General features: G+C 71.0%; 18 protein-coding genes. 8 read left to right on the top strand and 10 right to left on the bottom strand.

What is annotated here, in order from left to right:
- Window positions 1-205: 205 nt before the first annotated feature.
- The 3 genes from ACTWPV_RS07625 (at window position 206) to ACTWPV_RS07615 (ending at window position 2,598) form a co-directional block, all read left to right on the top strand.
- The gene (locus ACTWPV_RS07625) at window positions 206-931 is read left to right on the top strand and encodes a PadR family transcriptional regulator (RefSeq protein ID WP_347646801.1); all 726 of its coding nucleotides are present in this window, start codon (window positions 206-208) and stop codon (window positions 929-931) included.
- A gap of 56 nt (window positions 932-987) precedes the next feature.
- The gene (locus ACTWPV_RS07620; RefSeq protein WP_443151165.1) at window positions 988-1,464 is read left to right on the top strand and encodes a DUF1707 SHOCT-like domain-containing protein; all 477 of its coding nucleotides are present in this window, start codon (window positions 988-990) and stop codon (window positions 1,462-1,464) included.
- Between the two features lie 192 nt (window positions 1,465-1,656).
- Entirely contained in the window at window positions 1,657-2,598 is a 942-nt protein-coding gene (locus tag ACTWPV_RS07615) for an NAD-dependent epimerase/dehydratase family protein (RefSeq protein WP_443151164.1), read from the top strand.
- A gap of 22 nt (window positions 2,599-2,620) precedes the next feature.
- Here ACTWPV_RS07615 and ACTWPV_RS07610 read toward each other — a convergent pair whose 3' ends face one another.
- The 5 genes from ACTWPV_RS07610 to ACTWPV_RS07590 all read right to left on the bottom strand — a co-directional run bounded on the left by ACTWPV_RS07610 (window position 2,621) and on the right by ACTWPV_RS07590 (window position 8,153).
- Window positions 2,621-3,508: an ATP-binding cassette domain-containing protein gene (locus ACTWPV_RS07610; RefSeq protein WP_443151163.1), complete on the bottom strand. Its 888-nt coding sequence runs from the start codon at window positions 3,506-3,508 to the stop codon at window positions 2,621-2,623.
- The gene (locus tag ACTWPV_RS07605; RefSeq protein WP_443151162.1) at window positions 3,508-4,449 is read right to left on the bottom strand and encodes an ABC transporter ATP-binding protein; all 942 of its coding nucleotides are present in this window, start codon (window positions 4,447-4,449) and stop codon (window positions 3,508-3,510) included. Before ACTWPV_RS07605 ends, ACTWPV_RS07610 begins: the two co-directional genes overlap by 1 nt.
- The gene (locus tag ACTWPV_RS07600; RefSeq protein ID WP_347646806.1) at window positions 4,446-5,330 is read right to left on the bottom strand and encodes an ABC transporter permease; all 885 of its coding nucleotides are present in this window, start codon (window positions 5,328-5,330) and stop codon (window positions 4,446-4,448) included. The genes ACTWPV_RS07605 and ACTWPV_RS07600 overlap by 4 nt, the downstream gene beginning before the upstream one ends.
- A complete protein-coding gene (locus tag ACTWPV_RS07595) occupies window positions 5,327-6,322 on the bottom strand; it encodes an ABC transporter permease (protein WP_347646807.1) in 996 nt (331 codons plus the stop codon). Before ACTWPV_RS07595 ends, ACTWPV_RS07600 begins: the two co-directional genes overlap by 4 nt.
- Window positions 6,323-6,395: 73 nt before the next feature.
- A complete protein-coding gene (locus ACTWPV_RS07590; protein WP_443151161.1) occupies window positions 6,396-8,153 on the bottom strand; it encodes an ABC transporter substrate-binding protein in 1,758 nt (585 codons plus the stop codon).
- A 509-nt stretch (window positions 8,154-8,662) separates the two neighbouring features.
- Between ACTWPV_RS07590 and ACTWPV_RS07585 the strand changes: the two genes are divergently transcribed.
- Entirely contained in the window at window positions 8,663-9,460 is a 798-nt protein-coding gene (locus ACTWPV_RS07585) for a CAP domain-containing protein (protein WP_443151160.1), read from the top strand.
- Window positions 9,461-9,521: 61 nt separating this feature from the next.
- Here ACTWPV_RS07585 and ACTWPV_RS07580 read toward each other — a convergent pair whose 3' ends face one another.
- From ACTWPV_RS07580 to ACTWPV_RS07565, 4 genes are read right to left on the bottom strand one after another with little or no spacing between them, the layout of a single operon-like run.
- Complete coding sequence (locus ACTWPV_RS07580) at window positions 9,522-10,922, bottom strand: sugar porter family MFS transporter (protein WP_443151159.1); 1,401 nt, start codon at window positions 10,920-10,922, stop codon at window positions 9,522-9,524.
- A gap of 54 nt (window positions 10,923-10,976) precedes the next feature.
- The gene (locus ACTWPV_RS07575; protein WP_443151158.1) at window positions 10,977-13,451 is read right to left on the bottom strand and encodes a polynucleotide kinase-phosphatase; all 2,475 of its coding nucleotides are present in this window, start codon (window positions 13,449-13,451) and stop codon (window positions 10,977-10,979) included.
- Window positions 13,435-15,021, bottom strand: a complete 1,587-nt coding sequence (locus tag ACTWPV_RS07570) for a 3' terminal RNA ribose 2'-O-methyltransferase Hen1 (RefSeq protein WP_443151157.1) — start codon at window positions 15,019-15,021, stop codon at window positions 13,435-13,437. Before ACTWPV_RS07570 ends, ACTWPV_RS07575 begins: the two co-directional genes overlap by 17 nt.
- A 42-nt stretch (window positions 15,022-15,063) precedes the next feature.
- Window positions 15,064-15,981: an LLM class F420-dependent oxidoreductase gene (locus tag ACTWPV_RS07565; protein WP_443151156.1), complete on the bottom strand. Its 918-nt coding sequence runs from the start codon at window positions 15,979-15,981 to the stop codon at window positions 15,064-15,066.
- A gap of 119 nt (window positions 15,982-16,100) precedes the next feature.
- On the opposite strand from ACTWPV_RS07565, the gene ACTWPV_RS07560 reads away from it, so the two are divergent.
- The 4 genes from ACTWPV_RS07560 to ACTWPV_RS07545 are packed head-to-tail and all read left to right on the top strand — an operon-like array spanning window position 16,101 to window position 19,956.
- Window positions 16,101-17,090: a hypothetical protein gene (locus tag ACTWPV_RS07560; RefSeq protein WP_443151155.1), complete on the top strand. Its 990-nt coding sequence runs from the start codon at window positions 16,101-16,103 to the stop codon at window positions 17,088-17,090.
- A gap of 51 nt (window positions 17,091-17,141) precedes the next feature.
- Complete coding sequence (locus ACTWPV_RS07555) at window positions 17,142-18,257, top strand: sensor histidine kinase (protein WP_443151154.1); 1,116 nt, start codon at window positions 17,142-17,144, stop codon at window positions 18,255-18,257.
- A complete protein-coding gene (locus ACTWPV_RS07550) occupies window positions 18,254-19,360 on the top strand; it encodes a sensor histidine kinase (RefSeq protein WP_443151153.1) in 1,107 nt (368 codons plus the stop codon). Before ACTWPV_RS07555 ends, ACTWPV_RS07550 begins: the two co-directional genes overlap by 4 nt.
- On the top strand, window positions 19,357-19,956 hold the full coding sequence (locus ACTWPV_RS07545) for a response regulator transcription factor (RefSeq protein WP_443151152.1): 600 nt from the start codon (window positions 19,357-19,359) through the stop codon (window positions 19,954-19,956). Before ACTWPV_RS07550 ends, ACTWPV_RS07545 begins: the two co-directional genes overlap by 4 nt.
- 64 nt (window positions 19,957-20,020) lie before the next feature.
- Here ACTWPV_RS07545 and ACTWPV_RS07540 read toward each other — a convergent pair whose 3' ends face one another.
- Window positions 20,021-21,250, bottom strand: coding sequence for a class I SAM-dependent RNA methyltransferase (locus tag ACTWPV_RS07540; RefSeq protein WP_443151458.1), 1,230 nt, complete (start codon window positions 21,248-21,250; stop codon window positions 20,021-20,023).
- Window positions 21,251-21,335: the final 85 nt, after the last annotated feature.

Here is a 21,335-nt window from a genome sequence, read left to right as displayed (position 1 = left end):
GGTCGTCTCCGCGGCGACAGCACCCCCCAGCCCTGCCGACGCGGAACGACCTCGTCTGATGGGAACAACGCCCGGCTCCCCCGAGCTGTTCCCGGATTCCGCAACTTTTTCGTGATCTGGATCACACCTTTTCGTGACTTGCGAAACGACATTTCATCGATATATCTTTGACGCATCGAGAACAGATCGCGATATAGGGGGAAAAATGAGTTCAGCACAGGCAGCAGGCGCGCCCTGGCCCGGCGCCCGCGAATACAAGCGAGCGGCCCGCGAGGCCTTCCGGGCCATGAGCGACGCGTTCGAGCAGATGGGCGGCCACCACCATCGCGGCGGCCCGCACGAGCACCGCCACCGCGGCAGGAGAGGCGGACCCGGATTCCCGTTCGACTTCGGGCGCGGCCCGTGGGGCGGTCCCGGCGGCCCCGGCGGCCCGTGGGGCGGCGGGCACCGCGGCTGGGGCGGCAGAGGCCGCAAGGCCAAGCGGGGCGACGTACGCGCCGCGATCCTGGCCCTGCTCTCCGAGGAGCCGCGCAACGGCTACCAGATCATCCAGGAGATCGCCGAGCGCAGCGAGGGCGGCTGGAAACCCAGCCCCGGCGCGGTCTATCCGGCGTTGCAGCAGCTCACCGACGAGGGTCTGGTGATCTCGGAGGAGCACGAGGGCCGCAAGGCCTACCGTCTCACCCAGGAAGGCAGCGCGTACGTCGAGACGCACGCCGACGAGGTCAGGGCCCCTTGGGACGAGATGCGCCCGGACATCGACGACAACACCGCCGATCTCTGGCATATCGCTCGGCAGTCGGCCTTCGCCATGATGCAGATTCTGCAGACCGGAAGCGACGCGCAGGTCCGCGAAGCGCGTAAGACTCTAGTGGAGACCCGGCGCAAGCTGTATCAGATCCTGGCCGACGACGAGCCGGGCGAGGAGTGACCCCACTGATGGCCGGTGCACGCGATGGCCGGTTCGGAGGAAGCGAGGAGCCGCACATGGACCGCAACGACCTCCGCATCGGCGACGCCGAGCGCGAGCAGACGATGGCCGCCCTGCGCGAGCACTTCGCCCAGGGCCGCCTGACCCACGAGGAGCTCGAAGAGCGCCTCGACCGGACGCTGGCCGCCAAGACGGCCCGCGACCTGGCGAGCATCACGGCCGACCTCCCCGGCCCCGGCTACCGCACGCCGGCGCCGCAGCCCGACATGGGCGACTGGCGGGCGGCGATGCACGCGCACCGGCAGCAGATGCAGGAGATGCGCCACGCGCACCGCGACATGCGCCACGCCTGGCGCCACCACCACCCGCGGCGGCGGCACGGCGGCCCGCACCCGATCGTGCCCCTGCTGTTCGTGGCCATGATGCTCGGGCTGTTCTTCGGCGGGTTCGGCGTCTTCAAGGTGCTGCTCGCGGTGTGGGTCGTGGCCGTGGTCGCCAGCATGGTGCGCCGCCGGATCCACCACCGCCGCTGACCGGCCGCCCGCCTCCCCGTCCCCGTCCTGGCGGTCACGCGCACGGGCGGCACCGCTCCGCGGCCGTTGACAAACGGAACGCTGATCCGTATCTTTCGGAACAGTGCTCCGTTTCGCGCGGAGCCCGCCGCAGCGTGAGCGTTCCCCCGCGTGCGCGGCGCGACCCGGAAACATTCGGACGGGAGATTCAGCATGATCTTGGTCACCGGCGGTCTCGGTTTCATCGGCTCTCACACCGTTCAGGCGCTCCTCGACACAGGTGAGGAGTGCGTGCTGCTCCAGCGCCGCAAGGCCGCGGCACCGGCCTACCTCGCCGGCGCGAAGGTGGCGATGGAGCAGGCCGACATCACCGACCTGCCCGCCCTGCTCGACGTCGGCGAACGCCACAAGGTGACCGGCATCGTGCACCTCGCCGGGTCCATGCCCTGGCCCCCCGACGCCGACCGGCCCGTCGAAGCAGCGCGTAGGGCGATCGGCGGCCTGCTCAACGTCGTGCAGGCCGCGCAGGAGTGGGGGGTGAAGCGTGTCGGCGTCGCGAGCACGATCGGCGTCTACTCCGGCCTGACCGGCGCACTCCGCGAGGACATGCCCCTGCCCATGGCGTCCTTCCACCTGATCCCGACCTTCAAGAAGATCGGTGAGCTGCTCAACGAGCACCTGGCCGGCGCCACCGGCGTCGAGGTCGTCAACTACCGCATCTCGGCCACCTGGGGACCACGTGACCCCCACGGCGCGCTGTTCTTCGCCGCCCCCGAGCTGGTCCATGCCGCCGCCCGCGGGACCGAGCCGGACCTGTCGACCCTCGCCGCGCCGCCGTACGCCGAGGACTCGATCGACCTGTGCTACGTGAAGGACACCGCCCGCGCCATCGCGCTCCTCCAGCTCGCCGACCGGCTCAGCCACCGCACCTACAACGTCGCGTCCGGGCGCGCGACGTCCAACGCCGAGGTCATCGCGGCGATCAGGAAGGTGGTCCCCGACGCCCGGATCGACCTGCCCACCGGCGGAACCGACGGGCAGACCCACCTCGACATCACCCGGCTCCGGCAGGACACCGGCTACGCGCCCGCCTACGACCCCGAGCGCGCCGCCGCCGACTACCTCACCTGGCTGCGCGCGGGCAACGAGCTCTGAGCGCCGCCCCGCGCTCCTCGGCTCAGCCTCCTAGGGGGCAGGTGTCCAGCCGGGCGCACGCCACGAAGTGCCCCGGCTCGGCCTCGATCAAGGCGCCGGCGGCGCCGCGCTCGTGGTACACGCAGGAGTCCACGGGTGTGGCGTCGTCCCAGGCCTGGTTCATGCGTGGCACGGCCGACAGCAGCTCGCGCGTGTACGGGTGCAGCGGATCCCCGAAGACGCGGCCGGTCAGCCCCATCTCCACGACGCTCCCCTGGCGCAACACCACGGTGCGCTCGGCGAGGTAGGTGCCGAGCGACAGGTCGTGGGTGATGTAGAGCACGCCCAGCCCTCTGGCCTTCAGCTCGGCCAGCAGGTTGAGCACGTCGATGCGGGTGGAGGCGTCGAGCATGCTGGTGATCTCGTCGGCGACCAGCAGCTTGATGTCCAGCAGCAGCGCGCGGGCGATGAGCAGGCGCTGCAGCTGGCCGCCGCTGAGCTGGTGGGGATACTTGCCGAGCACCTGGCCGGGGTTGAGCCGCACGTCGCGCAGCGCCACCTCGACGCGCTCCGCCCACTCGGCCTGGGGGACGGCCGGGTAGTACGCCTCCTTGATCATGTTGTAGACGCGGTCGGCCTTGAACACCGGGTTGAACGAGCTGAACGGGTCCTGGAAGATGCCCTGGATGTGGCGGTAGTACTCCTTGCCCGCCCGGACGGGCCGCCCGTCGAAGGTGATCGAGCCGCGGGTGACCGGGTTCAGCCCGAGGATCATCCGCCCGATCGTGCTCTTGCCGCTGCCGCTCTCCCCGATCAGCGAGACGACCTCGCCGGGGACGACCTCGAAGCTCACCTCCCGCACGGCCGTGACGCTCTTGCCGCCGAAGGCGCCGATCCTGAATTCCTTGGTGACGTCGTCGAGTCTGAGCATCAGGCCTTCCAGCAAGCGACGTGGTGGTCGGGGGCGAGCTCGGCCACCGGCGGGTCCTGCGCGCACTCGTCCCCCGCGATCGGGCAGCGGGCGCGGAAGCGGCAGCCGGTGGGCGGGTCGAGCAGCGAGGGCGGGCTTCCGGGGATGCCCTCGAGCCGGCGGTCGGCGTAGCGCACGCCGACCTCGGGCAGGGAGTCGAGCAGCAGCTTCGTGTACGGGTGGCGGGGCGCCTTGACGATCACGTCGGCCGGGGCCTTCTCGGCGAGCCGGCCCGCGTACATGACCATGATCGTGTCGGCGATGTGGTGGGTGAGCGCGATGTCGTGCGTGACGAAGATCATGCTCTTGACGTAGCCGCTCTCGCGGAAGCCGAGCAGAGCGCGGGCGACGGCCTTCTGCGTGGAGACGTCGAGCGCCGAGGTGACCTCGTCGGCGATCAGCAGCGACGGGTCGAGCAGCGTGGAGATCACCATCACCATGCGCTGCTTCATGCCGCCCGACAGCTCGATCGGGTAGCGGTCGAGCACCTCGCGGGGCAGGCCGACCTGGTCCAGCCGGCGCTCCAGCTCGGCGGTGTCCACCGCCGAGCCCCTGGATCTGAGCAGTTCGGTGACCATCTTGCGCAGTCTGCGGGTCGGGTTGAGCGCGCTCATGGCGTACTGCGGGATGAGGGAGACCTCGCGGAAGCGGAAGTCGTTCATCGCGCGGTCGTCGCCGATCGGCAGCTCCTGGCCGTCGAGCACGACCGTGCCGCCGACGTGGCGCATGCGGCCGTCCATGCGGATGAGGCTCTTGCCCAGGGTGCTCTTGCCGCAGCCGGACTCGCCGACCAGGCCGAGGATCTCGCCGTCGCCGAGCTCGAAGGTCATGCCGTCGAGCGCGCGCACCTCGCCCTTGAGCGTCCTGTAGTACACCCGGAGCTCGCTGACCTGCAGACTCATGTCTCCCTCAGTTTCGGGTTGAAGACCTCGTCGAGCCCGACGTTGGCGACGTAGAGGGCGCCCACGATCGCCGTGATGCCGGCGCCCGGCGGCACGAACCACCACCACATGCCGAGCTGGAGCGCGCTCCACTGGTTGGCGTTCTGCAACATCAGGCCGAGCGAGACGCCCTCGGTCGGGCCGAGGCCGATGAAGTCGAGCGAGGAGGCGATGAGGATCGCGCCGCCGAACAGCAGGATGAACGTCATGAACAGGTAGGAGCTCATGTTCGGCGCGATCTCCCTGGAGATGATCCGCCAGGTGCCGGCTCCGCTCATCCGCGCCAGGTCCACGAACTCCCGGGTACGCAGCGAGAACGTCTGCGCCCTGATCGCCCGCGCCGCCCACGGCCACTGCGTCAGCCCGATGAACAGGCCCTGCACCGCCACGCTCCTGATGCCCAGGTAGGCGTTGATGATCAGCAGCACGGCCAACGTGGGGATGACCAGGATGACGTTGGTCAGCATGTTGAGCACCTCGTCGACCACGCCGCCCCGGTAGCCGGCCACGAACCCCACGAGCATGCCGATGACCGCCGCGATGCCGCCGCCGATGACGCCCACGAGGAAGGTGGCGCGCAGGCCGTGCACGAACTGGAGGAAGATGTCCTGGCCGAACGTGGTGGTGCCGAGCCAGTGCTCGGCCGAGGGCGGGCTCATGGGGCGGGTGCCGTAGTCGTTGGGCGTGCCGCTCACCAGCAGCGGCCCCACCATGCCCAGCACGAGCAGGACGACCACGATGCCGAACCCGGCCATCAGCTTGCCGTTGCGCACGGCGAAGTGCAGCGCCTCGCGGCGCACCCCCTCCCGCTCGCGGGGCTCGGTCTCCTGGAGTGTCGTCATGCCTGCGCACCCGCCATTCCCGCCCTGGTCCGCGGATCGACCACGACATAGACGATGTCGATGATGAAGTTGGCGATCAGCACTCCGAGCACGATGAACAGGAACGTGCCCTGGAGCAGGAAGAAGTCCTGGTTCTGGATCGCCTTGAGGATCAGGCTGCCCAGGCCCGGGTAGGCAAAGACGATCTCGGTGACGAGCGCTCCCGCCACGAGCACGCCCAGTTGCAGGGCCAGGCCGGTGATCTGGGGCAGGACGGCGTTGCGGAAGGCGTACCTGCGGATGAGCCGGGCGGGCGCGCCGAGCGCCGACAGGTAGTTGGAGTAGTCGGACTCCAGCTCATAGATGATCATGTTGCGCATGCCGATCGCCCAGCCGCCCAGCGCCACCAGGAACAACGACAGGAACGGCAGCGTCCAGTGGTGCAGCAGGTCCAGCACGAACGTCCACGACCAGTTGGGCCGCATCGAGAAGCTGTAGCCGCCCGCGACGGGGAAGAGGCCCGCGATCACGCCGAGCGCCCAGGCCAGCAGCACCGCCAGCCACATGTACGGCATGGCCGTCAGCACGTAGCCGACGGGCAGCACGGTGTTGTCGAGCAGCTTGCGCCGGGCGGCGTAGGCGCCGAACCGGTTGCCCACCACCCAGCTCAGCAGCACCGACGGGATGATCAGGCCCAGCGTGTACGGCACCGCTCCGTTGATCACGGTGCTGACCGGCGTCGGGAACAACCAGATGCTGATCCCGAAGTCACCCTGGAACATCGCACCCCAGAAGTTCACGTACTGCTGCCAGAGCGGCTGGTCGAAGCCGAAGAGGTCGTTGTAGTAGGCCCGCATCGCCTCGACGGCCTCGGGCTGGGCGACGTTCGCCCGCGCCACCATGCCGGCCACCGGGTCGCCCGGCATGAAGCGCGGGATCAGCCAGTTGACCGTGACGGCGACGAAGAAGGTCAGTCCGTAGATGAGCAGTTTCCTGCTGAAGTAGCGACGCACGCGTGTTCTCCGAGAGGGCCCTCCGGCCCCGGCGGCCCGAGCCGCGCGGGGCGGAGGGGTGAACGGTCAGAGGTCAGGAGCCGGCCGGCTGGAGCTGGGCGAGCGTCTCGAAGCCGCCCAGCTCGAACCAGTTGCGCCACATGACGGCGCCCGTCTTGGGTGCGCTGCCCTCCGCGGCCGGCCAGTTCTTCCACGTGCTGGTGCTGTGCTGCGCCCACAGGCCGTTGTACCAGAGCGGGATGACCGGCATGTCGTCGAAGTGGATCTGCTGGAGCTGCGAGGTGATCTTCTGCATGCCGGCGATGTCGTCGGTCCTGACCTGGTCGAGCTGCTGCACGAGGTCCCAGGCCTTCTCGTTCTCGTAGCGGGCGAAGTTGACCGTGTTCTGCTGCTTCCTGACCGGCAGCTGGAACATGTACTCGTAGTAGGTGTACGGCGAGTTGGACAGCTGGCGCTCGTTGTTGATGAGCAGGTCGAAGTCGCCCTCGGTGCGCTTCTCCACCAGAGCGTTGAAGTCGGGGAAGTCGGGCGTGATCTGGATGCCGGCGGCCTTGGCGCTGGTCGCGATCGACCGGGCCGACTCCATCCAGTCGGTCCAGCCCGACGGCACGATGAGCGTCAGGCTGATCTTGGAGCCGTCCTTGTTCTCCACGAACCCGTCGCCGTCGCCGTCCTTGTAGCCGGCGTCGGCCAGCAGCTTCTTCGCCTTGCCCGTGTCGAAGGCGAAGCCGGACGCGGACACCACGTTCTTGTCCACGAACGTGTCCCACTGCGGGAGCAGGCCCGTCGGGCTGGCCGCCTTGACGAGGTTGCCGTACACGCTCTCGACGATCTTCTTGACGTCGATCGACGAGGCCAGCGCCTTGCGGAAGGCGGGGTCGTCCATCGGCTTCTTCGTGGTGTTGGGCACCAGCCAGGCGGTGTTGGCCGACAACATGTACGGCGGCTCTTTGTAGTAGGTGGTCAGGCCGAAGTTGCCCTGCACCAGGTTGGCCACGCCGGGCAGGAAGTTGTTGCTGAGGTCGAGGCCCTTCTGCAGCAGCATGCCCATCGCGACCTCGTTGCTCGGCGTGGCGATGTCGACGATGTAGCGGGGCTTGGGCTCCATGTCGAGCGCCGTCTTGCCCCACCAGTCGTCACGCCGCTGCAGGACCACGCGGTCCTGGTCCTTGCTCATGAACGTGTACGCGCCCGTGGAGACCGGGTTGTCGTTGGTCCCGTCGAGCACCTCCTTCTCCGAGCGGTCCTTCCAGACGTGCTCGGGGACGATCGCCCGGCTGTAGAGCATGTAGTCCCACTGCTGGTAGTTGGCCTCGGAGAAGGTGAACGTCACGGTCTGGTCGTCGGTCGCCTCGACCTTCTCCAGCCACTCCCAGAGGTTGTGGAACGGGATCGTCTCCATCTTGCCGAGCTCGAAGGTGTAGACGACGTCCTTGGCGGCGAACGGCTGGCCGTCGGACCACTTGACGCCCTGGCGGAGCTTGAGCACGTAGGTGGTGTCATCGGTCCACGAGCCGCTCTCGGCCAGCCACGGGACGAGCTTGGCCGCGTTGGTGTCGTAGTGGAACAGCGTCTCGTACACCAGGCCCTTGGTGCCCACGGCGGAGTCCCACTCCCGGATGGGGTTGTAGTTGAGCGGCGGGCCCCACTGGGTGCCGGTGGTGTACAGGGTCTCGTTGCGCGGCAGCTGGTTGGGGTCGGCGCTGGCGGCGCCGGGCTGGCCCTGCGCCTGTGACGCCGGCGGGTTCGGCGTGGTTCCGCCGCCGGTGCAGGCCGTGGCCAGCAGGCCCGCCGCCACGACCGGGATGAGGATCCGAGCCCGGATACGCATCTCTTCTCTCCTTCCTCCGCGCCAGGCGCGAAGGTTCGCATGTCTGCTAGACAACCCCGATGAGCGGCTTCGAACGGGCCCGCATGCGCTTGGGAGCGCTCCCATCAGGATGGCGAGCACACTCCCCCGTCCGCTGGCCGGTGAGCGATCACTTCTTCAGTAGTCGTAGGCCGGCGACGGCCTGCTGAACCGGATAAGTACCGCGAACGTAAATTCCTGGTGACGCGTACGTCAAGGGCCGTGACGCTTTCGAGACGTCGTCCTGCAAACGCTCTCACTGCGGACCTGCCACGCGCCGAGGCATGAAACGACCACATCGGTGGGTACGGCCTAACCGGTTCAATCAGCGACCCGGCACGGGCGGCGGCGGGGAGCCCGCCTTGATCGCGACGTCGCCTCTGGAGCCACTCTGGTTTACCGGCTTTTATCGCGATTCGATGACAAATCGATAGCTTTCCCGACAGAATGCGGTCCCAACCAGCGTCTATCGCAACTGGAGGCACACCCTTATGCGTAGACCCCTTGGGGTACTCGCCGGACTCGTGACCGTGGCGGCGCTGGGCGCGCCGCTCGGCACGGCGCAGGCCGCCACCACATCCGAGGCCGCGTGCCGGGTGAGCGTGGCCAAGCCCCGGCTCAACGACGAGGCACAGAAGATCAGGTCATTCGCCGTCCGCCGCGGGTGCTTCGGCCCCGCGCTCCTCCGCATCCGCATCAAGCGCGCCGTGGAGGGACGGGACCCGGTCGTCAAGAGCGGCGCGACCAGGAACGGCCGCATCACCCTGAAGATCGACTGCCGGCCGGGTACCTATTACGCGTTCGCCACCGACTACCGCGGCCACACCGTCACGTCCAAGGCCGCCAAGCTGACGTGCGAGCCGGGCGACGCCGCTCGTCCTCCCTCCTCGGGCGGGGCGGGCACGGCCGTGGAGAACGAGGTCGTCAAGCTGACCAACGCCGAACGCGCCAAGAAGGGCTGCGGGCCGCTCAAGCACGACAGGAAACTCCGCGCCGCCGCAGTCGGCCACTCCTCCGACATGGCGGAGCAGAACAAGATGGCGCACAAGCTCCCCGGCCGCCCCGACCTCCGGCAGCGCATCGAGGCGGCCGGCCTCACCGGGTTCCGGGCATGGGGAGAGAACGTCGCCTGGGGCCAGCCCTCCGCGGCCTCCGTGGTGCGGGCCTGGATGAACAGCTCCGGCCACCGGGCCAACATCTTGAACTGCCGCTACAACCTCATCGGTGTCGGCGCGAAGAAGGACGGCCAGGGCCGGATCTACTGGACCCAGGACTTCGTCACGAAGTGATCACCTCCGGGACGCACGGGCGACGGTGGCCGGGGCGTACGCCCCGGCCACCCCGGCCCTCTCAGCCCATCTCCTCAAGCTTGCGCCCCTTGGTCTCCCTGACCCACTTGGCGACGAACAGGAAGGAAAGGACGGCGAAGCCCGCGTACGCGGCGTACGTGAGCGACAGGTTCCACTCCGACAGCGCCGGGAACGACACCGTGATCAGCCAGTTGGCGATCCACTGCGCCCCCGCTGCGACGCCCAGAGCGGCGGCGCGGAGGCGGTTGGGGAACATCTCGCCGAGCAGCACCCAGACCACCACACCCCAGGACAGCGCGAAGAACAACACGAACACGTTCGCCGCCACGAGCGCGATCGCCCCTTGCGGGTTGGGCAGGGACACCGTCCCCTCCACCATCCGCGCCGCGCTGAACGCCCACGCCGCGGTGGCCAGCGAGATCGCCATCCCGGCCGACCCGATCATGAGCAGCGGCCGCCGGCCGATCTTGTCCACCAGCGAGATGGCGATGAACGTGCCGATGATGTTGATGATCGAGCTGGAGAAGCTGATCAGCAACGAGTCGGCCTGGTTGATGCCGACCGACTGCCACAACACGGACGAGTAGTAGAAGATCACATTGATGCCGACGAGTTGCTGGAAGGCCGACAGGACGATGCCGATCCAGACGATCGGCAGCAACCCGAGCGCGGGGCCGCGCAGGTCCTTCAGCCCCGGCACCTTCTCGGTGCGCAGCACGTGCTGGATCTCCGCCACCCGTGCGTCGAGGTCGATGTCCTCGCCCTCGACCTCGGCCAGCACCTCGCGGGCCTTCCTGCTCCGCCCCGACATGATCAGGTAACGCGGGGACTCCGGGATGACCGAGGCGAACAGCAGATAGAGCAGGGCGGGCACGACGCACGCCCCGAGCATCCACTGCCAGGCCTGCAGCGGCCCCAGGTGATAGTTGACGTTGCCACCGGCGATGCTGGCGATCACATAGTTGACCAGCTGGGAGACCGCGATGCCGAGCACGATGGCCAGCTGCTGGAACGAGCCCAGCCGCCCCCGGTAGGCGGGCGGCGCCACCTCGGCGATGTAGGCGGGCCCGAGCACCGACGCCATGCCGATGGCGAAACCCGCGACCACCCGCCAGAACCCCAGATCCCAGACGGCGAACGGCAACATCTGCCCGATCGAGCTGACCGCGAACAGCGCCGCCGCCACCTGCATGGACCGGGTGCGGCCCAGCCGGTCGGCCAGCCGGCCGCCCATCCAGGCTCCCAGGGCGGACCCGAGCAGCGCGATCGCCACCACGAACCCGATCACCACCGGCCCCACGCGGAAGTGGTTCTGGATCCCGACGACCGCGCCGTTGATGACGGAGCTGTCGTAGCCGAACAGGAACCCGCCGACAGCCGCCGCCGCCGTGATGAACACGACGTGACTCAAGTGCTCTTGATGGGTGTGCTGAGTAGCCATGCAGGTCCTTCCCCCAGGCCGGGGAACTACCCGCGGATCACGCACGTATGCCCGTCACAGGCGGGGGTCGACCGGCTCCGACTCGAGGGCCAGCACCGCGAAGACCGGCTCGTGGACGCGCCATCCCGGCTCGCCGTCGGCCAGCCGCGACAGCGCCTCCAGCCCCAGCGCGTACTCGCGCAGCGCCAGCGAGCGCTTCTTGCCGAGGAAGCGCCTGCGCAGCACGTCGAGCGACTCGGTGTAGTCGGGGCCGTAGATGATCCGCAGGTATTCGCGCCCCCGCACCTTGACCCCCGGCTGCACGCGGCCCGGCGCGTAGGCGGCCGGCTTGACCACCATGCCCTCGCCGCCCGCCGCCGTCATCGACTCCCACCAGGCGGTGGCCGCGGCCCTGGACCCGGGCGAGCCGAGCGTCACGAAGACGTGCTCGGTCCTGGCGATCAGCGGGGATTCCAGCAGCCCCAACGTGGACAGGTGCCAGGCGTGCGGCTCCAGCGCCGTGGCCCTCCCCTCGCAGGCCAGGATCTGGAACGGCGCCACCCGGATCCCCTCCAGCCCGTCGACGGGCCAGCAGTACCGCGCGTACGCGTCGCGGAACAGGGCGGCGTTGCCGGAGCGGCGCCGGGTGCGGCCGAGCAGCTCGCCGACCTCCAGCCCGCGACCGGCCGCCGCCTCCAAGGCCGCGATCGCCTCGGGCAGCGCGGCGCGGGCGGCCGCCCCGACGGAGGCGTACTGCGACCTGATCAGCTCGCCCGCCTTCGCCGACCAGGGCAGCAGCTCGCAGTCGAGCACCACCCAGTCGGAGCCCAGCTCCGCCCAGAGCGGCTCGCAGGCCTCGCGCAGCCGTGCCACCAGGGGCGCGGTGTCGGCGAAGAACGGCCGCCCGGTGCGCGTGAACACCGCGCCCGCGCCGCCGTCGCTCACGCCGAACCGGGCGGCGGCCACCTCCGGCGTCCTGGCCAGCACGGCGACGGCCCGCGAGCCCATGTGCTTCTCCTCGCACACCACCTCGCGCACCCCGGCGGCGGCGAACTCCTCGAACGCCTCGTGCGGGTGCTCCAGGTAGCCGTCGAGCGTGGAGGTCTCCGGCGGCGCCATGGTGGGCGGCAGGTAGACCAGCCAGCGCGGATCGACCGCGAACCGGCTCATGACCTCCAGCGCGGCGGCCGCGTTCTCCTCCATGACCTTGACGCGGGCGCCGAACCTGGTCTCGACGTGCCGGGTGCCGATCACATCGTTGATGTCGAGCATGCCGGGATCGCGCACCTGGGCGGCGCCGAGCGGCTTCGCCGGCTCGTACCACACCTTCTCGGCGGGAACCTGGACGAGCTCGCGCTCCGGATAGCGCAGCGCGGTCAGGTGGCCGCCGAACACGCAGCCCGTGTCGAGGCAGATCGTGTTGTTCACCCACTCGGGGGCGACCGTGGGCGTGTGACCGTAGACGACCGTGGCCCGGCCCCGGTACTCGTCGGCCCACGGGTAGCGGACCGGCAGGCCGTACTCGTCGGTCTCGCCGGTCGTGTCGCCGTACAGGGCGAACGCGCGCACCCGGCCCGAGGCGCGGCCGTGGTAGGCCTCCTTCAGCCCCGCGTGCGCGACGACGAGCCGGCCGCCGTCGAGGCGGTAGTGGCTGAGCAGGCCGTCCATGAACGTCCTGGCCCGCTCGGCGAACCCGGGCGGCTGCGCCGCGAGCTGGTCGAGCGACTCCTGCAGGCCGTGCGCGACCCTGACCTTGCGTCCGTTGAGCGCGCGCACCAGCTTCTGCTCGTGGTTGCCCATCACGCAGACCGCCGTGCCGGCCTCGACCATGTCCATGACCAGGCGCAGCACGCCCGGCGTGTCGGGCCCGCGGTCCACCAGGTCGCCGACGAACACCGCGGTACGGCCCTCCGGGTGCGTGTGCCCCCGCGGGCCGCGCTGCCAGCCGAGCTTCCCGAGCAGGGTCTCCAGCTCCGAACGGCAGCCGTGGACGTCGCCGATGATGTCGAACGGCCCGGTCAGCTCCGTCTTGTCCGACCACGCCTTCTCGTAGCCGACCGTGGCGGCGTCGATCTCGTCCAGGCCCCGCAGCACGTGGACCTTCCTGAAGCCGTCGCGCGAGATCTTGCCGAGGGAGCGGCGCAGGTCCTTGCGCTGCCTGATCACCACGCCGGGGCCGAAGTCGCGGTCGGGGCGGGCGGCGTTGCGCTCGATCGCCACCTCCTCCGGCACGTCGAGCACGATCGCGTCGGCCAGCACGTCGTGCTTCCTGGCGAGGTCGATGAGGCTCTTGCGGGCGGCGTACTGGACGTTGGTGGCGTCGACGACGGTGAGCAGCCCCCTGGCCAGGCGCACGCCGACGATGTGGTGCAGCAGGTCGAACGCCGCCGGCGTGGCCGACTGGTCGTTCTCGTCGTCGGAGACCAGGCCCCGGCAGAAGTCGGAGGAGATGACCTGCGTGGGCCCGAAGTGCCGGGCCGCGAACGTGGACTTGCCGCTGCCGGAGACGCCGACGAGCACCACGAGGGAGAGCTCAGGAACGCTGATCACGGGTGAACACTCCCATCTGGGTGGGCGGGCCGACCTCGGGGTCGTCGTCGCCGACCGGTTCGAACGCCACCTGGTAGCCGTGCTGCCCGGCCACCCGGGTGGCCCAGGCGGCGAACTCGGCGCGGGTCCACTCGAAACGGTGGTCGGGGTGGCGCAGCCCGGTCAGGAACTCGTAGCGGACGTTGTGCTCGATGTTGGGCGTGGTGACGAGCACGTGCCCGGGTCTGGCGTGGGCGAACACGACGCGTTCGAGCGCGGCCAGCCGGGGCGGGTCGACGTGCTCGATCACCTCCATGAGCACGGCGGCGTCGTAGCCGGACAGCCGCTTGTCCGTGTAGGTGAGCGCGCCCTGGAACAGGGTGAGCCGGGCCCGCTTGGTGTCCGGCATGCGGTCGAGACGCAGCTTGCGGGCGGCGATGGTGAGGGCCATCGACGAGACGTCCATGCCGCCGACCCTGGCGAACCGGGGCCTGGCGAGCAGCGCGCCGACCAGCTCGCCCTGACCGCACCCGAGGTCGATCACGCTGGCCGCGCCGAGCTGTTCCAGCTTGGCGAGCACGGTCTCGCGCCGCCGCACGCTGAGCGACCTGCCCTTGGGCGCGCCACCGCCCGCGCCCTCGCGCGCCTCGGCGTCCTGGGCTGCGGCGTCCTGGGCTGCGGCGTCCTGGGCTGCGGCGTTCCGTGCCGGTTCGAGGTCTGTCGGTGGTTCTGCGGTTTCGCCGGTCGTGGCGCCGGCCCTCGTGGCCTCCGGCTCTGCGGTCTCCGCCTCCGTGGCGGCCTCGTCGGCGGGCGCGTCCTCCTCGACCGCGGGCTCCAGCTGCTCCTCGGTCTCGTCGCCCAGCTCCGCCAGGCGCGCCAGCGCGGTGCGGGCCAGCTTCGAGCGCCGCCCCAGGTAGCGCCGGGTGATCAGGCCGCGCTCCGGGTGGCCGTGCAGCCATCCCTCCCCCGCCCTGATGAGCTTGTCGACCTCGTCGGGCGCGATCCAGTAGTGCTTGCCGTCGTCGAGCACCGGCAGCAGCACGTACAGGTGGTTGAGGGCGTCAGCCAGGCGGGCGGACCCGCTCAGGGTGAGCCGGACGTAGCGCGACTCCCCCCACTCAGGGAAGCCGTCGTCGAGCACGATCGGCTGCGCGGCCACCTCCCAGCCGAGCGGCTCGAACAGCCGCCGCGCCAGGTCGGGCCCGCCCCGGCAGGGCAGCGCGGGCAGCCGCAGCTCCAGCGGCAGCGGCGTGCCCGGCAGCTCGGGCCTGGCCCTGCACCGGCCGGCCCGCGCGGTGCGGAACACGTCGGCCAGCGCCACGGCCAGCAGCGAGGAGGCGGCGTAGGGGCGGTCGTTGACGTACTGCGACAGGCTGAAGTCGGGCGAGCCCTTGCCACGCGACCTGACCAGCGCGATCGGGTCGACTTCGAGCATGAGCGCCGCCGTGCAGCGCTCGTCGCCGGCCTCGGGGTAGAACACCGTGGCCGTGCCGAACGACTGGCCGAACTCCTGCACACGCTCGGGATGCTTGTGCAGGAGAAAGCCGAGATCGGTGGCGGGCCGCGCGGTGGTCGTGATCGTCAACAGCACCCGCACAAGTGTGCCGTAACCACGCCAAGCGCCGCCAATCGATTACGCCACGTGCGGAAGCACCTCGGCGGCGATCAGCTCCAGGTGTTCCAGGTCGGCCAGGTCGAGGATCTGCAGGTAGACATGCTCCGCGCCGAGCTCGGCGAGCTCGGCGAGCTTCTCGGTCACCTCGGCGGGGGTGCCGGCCAGGCCCCGCTCGCGCAGGGTGTCCGGGTTCTCGCCGACGGCCGCCGCACGCCGCTCGACCTCCGCCCGGTCGGCTCCCACGACCGTGGTGTGCGCCGTCGACAGCAGCACGGTGCGCCCGGTGCTCTCGCACGCCGCGCGCACCCGGCCGAAGGCCTCCCCGATCTCCGGCAGGGTGCGGAACGGCACGTTGTACTCGTCCGCGTACGTCGCCGCCAGCCGGGGCGTGCGCTTCGCGCCGAACCCGCCGATGATGACCGGCGGCCTGGGCCGCTGGACGGGCTTGGGCAGGGCGGGCGAGTCGGCGAGCCGGTAGTAGCTGCCCTCGAAGGAGTAGCCCTTCTCCGCCGTCCACAGGCCCGTGATGATCTCGAGCTGCTCCTCGAAGCGCGCGAAACGCTCGCCCGTCGGCGGGAAGGGGATTCCGTACGCGGCGTGCTCTCCGTCGTACCAGCCTGTGCCGAAGCCCAGCTCGGCCCGGCCGCCGCTCATCTGGTCGACCTGGGCCACGCTGATCGCCAGCGGCCCCGGCAGCCGGAACGTGGCCGGGCTCACCAGCGTGCCCAGCCGGATCCTTGAGGTCTCCCTGGCCAGGCCGGCAAGCGTGATCCAGGCGTCGGTCGAGCCGGGGCCCGGGTCGCCGGCGCCGATGCGCTGGTAGTGGTCAGACCGGAAGAAAGCGTCGAAACCCAGGCGTTCGGCAGCCTGTGCGACGGAGAGCAGGTCGTCATATGTCGCGCCCTGCTGGGGCTCAGTGAAGATCCGCAGCTTCATGCCCACATTATCCGCACACAACGGACGCGAACCTGCAAAGGGCCGCGCCGTGCCGCCCGCGGTTGGTAGCGTGCACCAGCCAGCGCTGTACGTAGCCGACCGAACACACGGGGTGGCCTATGCCGCGGCACACCAGGGAGCCCGGCCTGCTCCCACGTCCTCTGGCGATCCTGGGCGCGCTCGCGCTCGTCGCGGGCACCGGCACGGCGATCCGCCTGCTCCCGGCGGACGGCCGGCCTGCGCCGGCGGCGCCCCCACCGCTCGCGCGGCCCTCGCCTTCGCTCTCGCCCGTGGTCTCCGAGGAGCCTCCGCCGACGGCGTACGTGACGTTCGTCGACTCCGCCCGCGAGCCCGCGTTCGACCTCCCCGCGCGGTACCGCCGCACCGGCGTCCGCCGATACGCGCTCGGCCACCTCGTCGCGGGTGGCGACGGCTGCGTGCCGGCCTGGACGGGCTCCCCCGCTCCCGGCGAGCCGATCGGCCGGCTCAGGGCGCTGGGCGGCGACGCCGTACTCGTGTTCGGCGGGCGGGGCGGGCGCGCGCTGGCCACGACGTGCACCCGGCCCGGCGAGCTCGCCACCGCCTACCGCCGGATCGTCGGAGCCTACGGCGCCACCGCCATCGACTTCGAGGTCCGCGACAGCGCCGACAGGACCGCCGTGCTGCGCAGGGCGCGCGCCATCCACGCCCTGCAGCAGGAGCGCGACCTGCGCGTGAGCTTCACCCTGCCGTTGAGACCCGGCGGGCTGAGCCCGGCCGACGCGGCGATGTTGCGGACCACCCGCCGGGCGGGCGCGGACATCGAGACCGTCAACCTGCTGGCCACTCTCGGGCCGCGCACGGCACACCGCAGCCGGCTGGGCAGGGTGGCGACGGCCGTGCGGGCGGCCCGCGCCCAGGTCGCGCGGGCGCAGGGCCTGGACGATCCCGAAGAGGCGTGGGAGCGCATCGCGCTGACCCCGGTGCTGGCCGGCGGCTCCGACCTGGGCGCATCGGACGCGCGCACGCTGGCCGCGTACGCCACCCGCCACCGGCTGGCCTGGCTGTCGCTGCGTGGAGCCGATCCACCGCAGGGCGTCTCACGGATTCTCTGGCGGACGCTGTCCTGAATATAGGATTCCGGGGAGCGGCGAGGTTTCTGTCGGCATGGGGAGGGCGTGATGGTGGCACGTCCCGACACGGCCAGAAAGCTCCTCATCTACTGGATGGACGCCGCGACGGCCCTCATGGCCCTGATGTTCGCCGGGGTCACCGTCGCGGAGATGGCGGCCGGCACGATCTCCGCACCCCGCACGGCGGCCGTCCTCGCGTGCCTGCTCGGCTTCTTCGGGCTCTACCCCTTCCTCCTCAGGCAGGCCTTCGACCACCAGCCGAAGCCCACGCCGAAACTCGCGCTCGCGGCGGTCCTGGCGGCGGGCGTGCTGCTGCTCATGCCGCACAGCGGCAACATCGCCGGCCTGCGCTGGGAGAGCATCCCTCTGTGGTTGTCGGCCGCCGCCCTCTACCTGTCGCTGCGGGCGACGGCCTGCCTGACCGCGGTCACGATCGCCCTGTCCACCGTGTTCGTCGTCCGCGTGAGCGGCCAGACGTGGCCGAGCGTCCTGCTCAGCGAGTCGGCCGCGGCCGTCGTCATGATCGGAGCCATGCTGCTGTGGCGCTGGCTCTGGTGGATGATCAGGGACGCGCACAAGAGCCGGGAGGCGAAGGCCAGATTGGCCGTCGCGGAGGAGCGGCTGCGCTTCGCCCGTGACCTGCACGACCTGCTCGGCCACAGCCTCGCGGTGATCACGCTGAAGAGCGAGCTGGCCGCCAAGCTGGCCACCAAGGACACCGCGAGGGCGGCCGCCGAGATGGCCGCCGTACGCGAGCTGGCCGGCGAGTCGCTGACCGAGGTGCAGCAGGCCGTTCACGGCTACCAGATGCTCGACCTGGAGGAGGAGCTCGACGGCGTACGCGTCGCGCTGGAGGCCACGGGCGCCCGCTGCGTGATCGAGGCCAGGGCCGACGGGCTGCCGCCGGAGTCGCGGACGCTGCTGGCGTGGGCGGTGCGCGAGGGCGGCACCAACGTGCTCAAGCACAGCAGGGCCACCCGCTGCGCCATCACCATCGACGGGGGCGTGCTCGAAATGGTCAACGACGGCGTGAACGGGCAGCCGGGCACGCCCGGCAACGGCCTGCGCGGGCTGTCGGAGCGGCTGGTCGCGGCGGGCGGCTCGTTCTCCGCGGCGCCCACCAGGTCGGGCGAGTTCCTGCTGCGCGCGGCGGTGCCGCCGTGAGGCTGATCTCCCGCGTACGGAACGCGACGAAGTTCGACAAGGCCCGCTGGCTGATCGTCTGGTCCGCGGACCTTCTCCTGCTGCTGTCCGCCGTCGGATTCTTCGACCTGTACGTCCGCTGGCAGCTGGGCATGCCCTGGCCGGTGGTCGCGACCGCCGCGGCGTTGCTGCTGGTCTTCGCCGTGCTGAGCACGCGGCCGTTCAGGATCGCCGTCAGGGGCGGGAAACGGCCCACGGCGATCCTCGCGGTCACCGGGGTGATCGTCCTCCTCCTGGCCGTGTTCCCGCTCATCTGGGTGATCCCGGTGTGGCTGGGGCTGATCACGGCGTTCGCCCGGAGAACGACCGTCATCGCCCTGTCGGTCGCGTCGATCGTGGTCATCAACGTGTACGTGACGCTGGTCAGCTCCTTCGCTCCCGAGCTGGTGCTCGTACAGACGGTGATGACCACCATCACCGTCGGCGCGGTGTGGGCCAACCTGCGGCTCTGGCACCTGACCAAGGAGGCGCACGAAGGGCAGGAGGCGCTGTCCAGGCTGGCGGTGTCGGAGGAGCGGCTGCGCTTCGCCCGCGACCTCCACGACCTGCTCGGCCAGAGCCTCACCGACATCGCGTCCAGGACCGCCCGCGCCGAGCAGACCCTGCGCTCCGGGCAGGAGGCGGCGGCGGCCGAGATGTTCGAGGTGCGTGACCTGGCCAGGCAGTCGCTGCGCGAGGTGCGCAACGTCGTCCAGAACTACCGGGCGATCGATCTCGACGAGGTCCTCGCCAGCGTCCGGGCGGTGCTGGAGGCGGCGAACGTACGCTGCACCGTGCGCGCGGAGACCGCCTCGCTGTCGCCCGAGACGCGCACGCTGCTGGCCACGGTCGTGCGCGAGGGCGCGACGAACGTGCTCAAGCACAGCAAGGCCGAACGCTGCACGATCACGATCCAGGACGGAGTGCTGGAGATGTCCAACGACGGGGTGAACGGGCCGGTGGGCGAGCACGCGCCGAACGGCCTGGCGGGGCTGGCCCAGCGCGTGCGTGCGGCGGGCGGCATCCTGGAGGCCGAGCCGACCCGCGAGGGCCGCTACCTCCTGCGCGCGGCGGTGCCCGCATGACCACACGCGTGTTGCTCGCCGACGACGAGCACCTCGTCAGGGGCGCCATCGCGGCCCTGCTCGACCTGGAGGACGGCATCGAGGTCGTGGCCCAGGTGGGCCGGGGCGACGAGGTCCTGCCCGCGGTGGCCGAGCACCGGCCCGACGTGGCCGTCCTCGACATCGAGATGCCGGGCATGGACGGCCTGAGCGCGGCCGAGCAGATCAGCTCCCAATGCAAGATCGTCATCCTGACCAGCCTGGGCCGTCCCGGCTACCTGCGCCGGGCCATGGCGGCGGGCGTGAGCGGCTTCCTCGGCAAGGACGCCTCCGCGGAGGAGCTGGCGATGGCCATCCGCAAGGTCCAGTCGGGCGGGCGCTACCTCGACGCCGAACTGGCCGCCGCGGCGATGGCCGCCGGCGACAGCCCGCTGACCGAGCGCGAGCGCGACGCGCTCCGCCTGGCCGGCGACGGGGCCACGATCTCGAGGATCGCCGGAGAGCTGCACCTGACCGAGGGCACCGTACGCAACTATCTGTCCAGCGCCATGACCAAGCTCAACGCGCAGAATCGCCTGGAGGCCATCCGCACGGCGCAGCGCATGGGCTGGCTCTGAGGTCCGCCCGCCACGGCACCACCCGGCCCGCGCACACCACCCGGTCTGCGCAGGGCCGCCCGGTCTACGCCCGGACGAGCAGCGCGACGCACTCCACGTGATGGGTCATCGGGAACGCGTCGAACGCCCGCAGCTCCGACAGGGTGTAGCCGCGCTCCGCCAGCCAGGCCAGGTCGCGGGCGAGGGTGGCCGGGTCGCACGACACGTACACGATCCGCAGGGCGTCCAGCGACGCGATGCGCGTCACCACCTCGCGCCCCAGCCCCGCCCTCGGCGGGTCGACCACGACGAGGTCGGCCCGCTCGATCTGGTGCCGGTCGAGGGCGTCCTCGACGCGCCCCCTCTCCACCCGCGCCTGCGGCAGGTCGCGGAGGTTGGCGCGGGCGTCACGGACCGCGGACTCCTCCGACTCCACCCCGAACACCGCGCCCTCGGGCCCCACGGCCTCCGCCAGGCCGGCCGCGAACAGGCCCACGCCGCAGTAGAGGTCGAGCGCCCACTCCCCCGGTTCGGGGGCGGCGTACGCCAGCACGGCGTCCAGCAGCGTCTCGGCGGCCCCGGGGTGCACCTGCCAGAAGCCGCTGCCCGCCACCCGGAACCGGCGCTCGCCCGCCCGCTCGTGCAGCACGCCTGAACCGCGCCGCGGCACCGTGCGGCCCTTGCCCTGGTCGAGCAGGACGGAGGCGGGCGCTTCGAGGTCGGGCACCGTGACGCTGCGCCGGGGCCTGGGCGTGACGACCACGGCCCGGTCGCCGCCGGACGAGGCGATGACCTCGATGCTCGACGCGCCAGGCCAGGTGTGCTCCTCTGCGGCGACCGCCTCGACCTCGGGGTGGGCGATCAGGCAGGCGTCGACGACCTCGATCTGGTGGGAGCGGTGGCGGCGGAAGCCCAGCTCGCCGGAGGGCAGCGCGGCGAACTGCACCCGCGTGCGCCAGCCGAGACCGTCTTCGGCCCCCGGCACCTCCTCCACCACGACCTCGCGCCGGATGCCCGCCAGCCGCTCCAGTTGCTCGGTCACGACCTGCGCCTTGAGCCGCCGCTGCGCCTCGGGCGTGGCGTGCTGCCAGTCGCAGCCGCCGCAGCGCCCCGGACCGGCGTAGGGGCAGGGCGGGACGACGCGGTCGGGCGACGGCTCGAGGATCTCCACGGCGTCGGCCCGCAGGAACCGGGTGGTCTCCTCGGTGACGTCGGCGATCACCCGCTCGCCGGGCAAGGCGTGGCGGACGAAGACCACGCGCCCTTCGTGGCGTGCCACGCACCAGCCGCCATGGGCGACCGGACCTACCGTCAACTCGAGAGATGCCTGTTCCACACCGACACCCTATGTGCGCGGGCGCGGCGGGCTGTCACGGGCGGGGGAGGCGCCGTCCGCTACG

The organism is Nonomuraea sp. KM88 (assembly GCF_052245635.1).
In the GTDB taxonomy this organism is placed as follows: domain Bacteria; phylum Actinomycetota; class Actinomycetes; order Streptosporangiales; family Streptosporangiaceae; genus Nonomuraea.
Note: the sequence above shows the minus strand (reverse complement) of the source record. Positions and strands in the feature narration are given on the sequence as shown.

What these genes read in the sequence shown, in the direction of transcription:
- ACTWPV_RS07625 (WP_347646801.1), top strand. Translation starts at nt 206, where the DNA reads ATGAGTTCAGCACAGGCAGCAGGCGCGCCCTGGCCCGGCGCCCGCGAA.
- ACTWPV_RS07620 (WP_443151165.1), top strand. Translation starts at nt 988, where the DNA reads ATGGACCGCAACGACCTCCGCATCGGCGACGCCGAGCGCGAGCAGACG.
- ACTWPV_RS07615 (WP_443151164.1), top strand. Translation starts at nt 1,657, where the DNA reads ATGATCTTGGTCACCGGCGGTCTCGGTTTCATCGGCTCTCACACCGTT.
- ACTWPV_RS07610 (WP_443151163.1), bottom strand. Translation starts at nt 3,508, where the DNA reads ATGCTCAGACTCGACGACGTCACCAAGGAATTCAGGATCGGCGCCTTC.
- ACTWPV_RS07605 (WP_443151162.1), bottom strand. Translation starts at nt 4,449, where the DNA reads ATGAGTCTGCAGGTCAGCGAGCTCCGGGTGTACTACAGGACGCTCAAG.
- ACTWPV_RS07600 (WP_347646806.1), bottom strand. Translation starts at nt 5,330, where the DNA reads ATGACGACACTCCAGGAGACCGAGCCCCGCGAGCGGGAGGGGGTGCGC.
- ACTWPV_RS07590 (WP_443151161.1), bottom strand. Translation starts at nt 8,153, where the DNA reads ATGCGTATCCGGGCTCGGATCCTCATCCCGGTCGTGGCGGCGGGCCTG.
- ACTWPV_RS07585 (WP_443151160.1), top strand. Translation starts at nt 8,663, where the DNA reads ATGCGTAGACCCCTTGGGGTACTCGCCGGACTCGTGACCGTGGCGGCG.
- ACTWPV_RS07580 (WP_443151159.1), bottom strand. Translation starts at nt 10,922, where the DNA reads ATGGCTACTCAGCACACCCATCAAGAGCACTTGAGTCACGTCGTGTTC.
- ACTWPV_RS07565 (WP_443151156.1), bottom strand. Translation starts at nt 15,981, where the DNA reads ATGAAGCTGCGGATCTTCACTGAGCCCCAGCAGGGCGCGACATATGAC.
- ACTWPV_RS07560 (WP_443151155.1), top strand. Translation starts at nt 16,101, where the DNA reads ATGCCGCGGCACACCAGGGAGCCCGGCCTGCTCCCACGTCCTCTGGCG.
- ACTWPV_RS07555 (WP_443151154.1), top strand. Translation starts at nt 17,142, where the DNA reads ATGGTGGCACGTCCCGACACGGCCAGAAAGCTCCTCATCTACTGGATG.
- ACTWPV_RS07545 (WP_443151152.1), top strand. Translation starts at nt 19,357, where the DNA reads ATGACCACACGCGTGTTGCTCGCCGACGACGAGCACCTCGTCAGGGGC.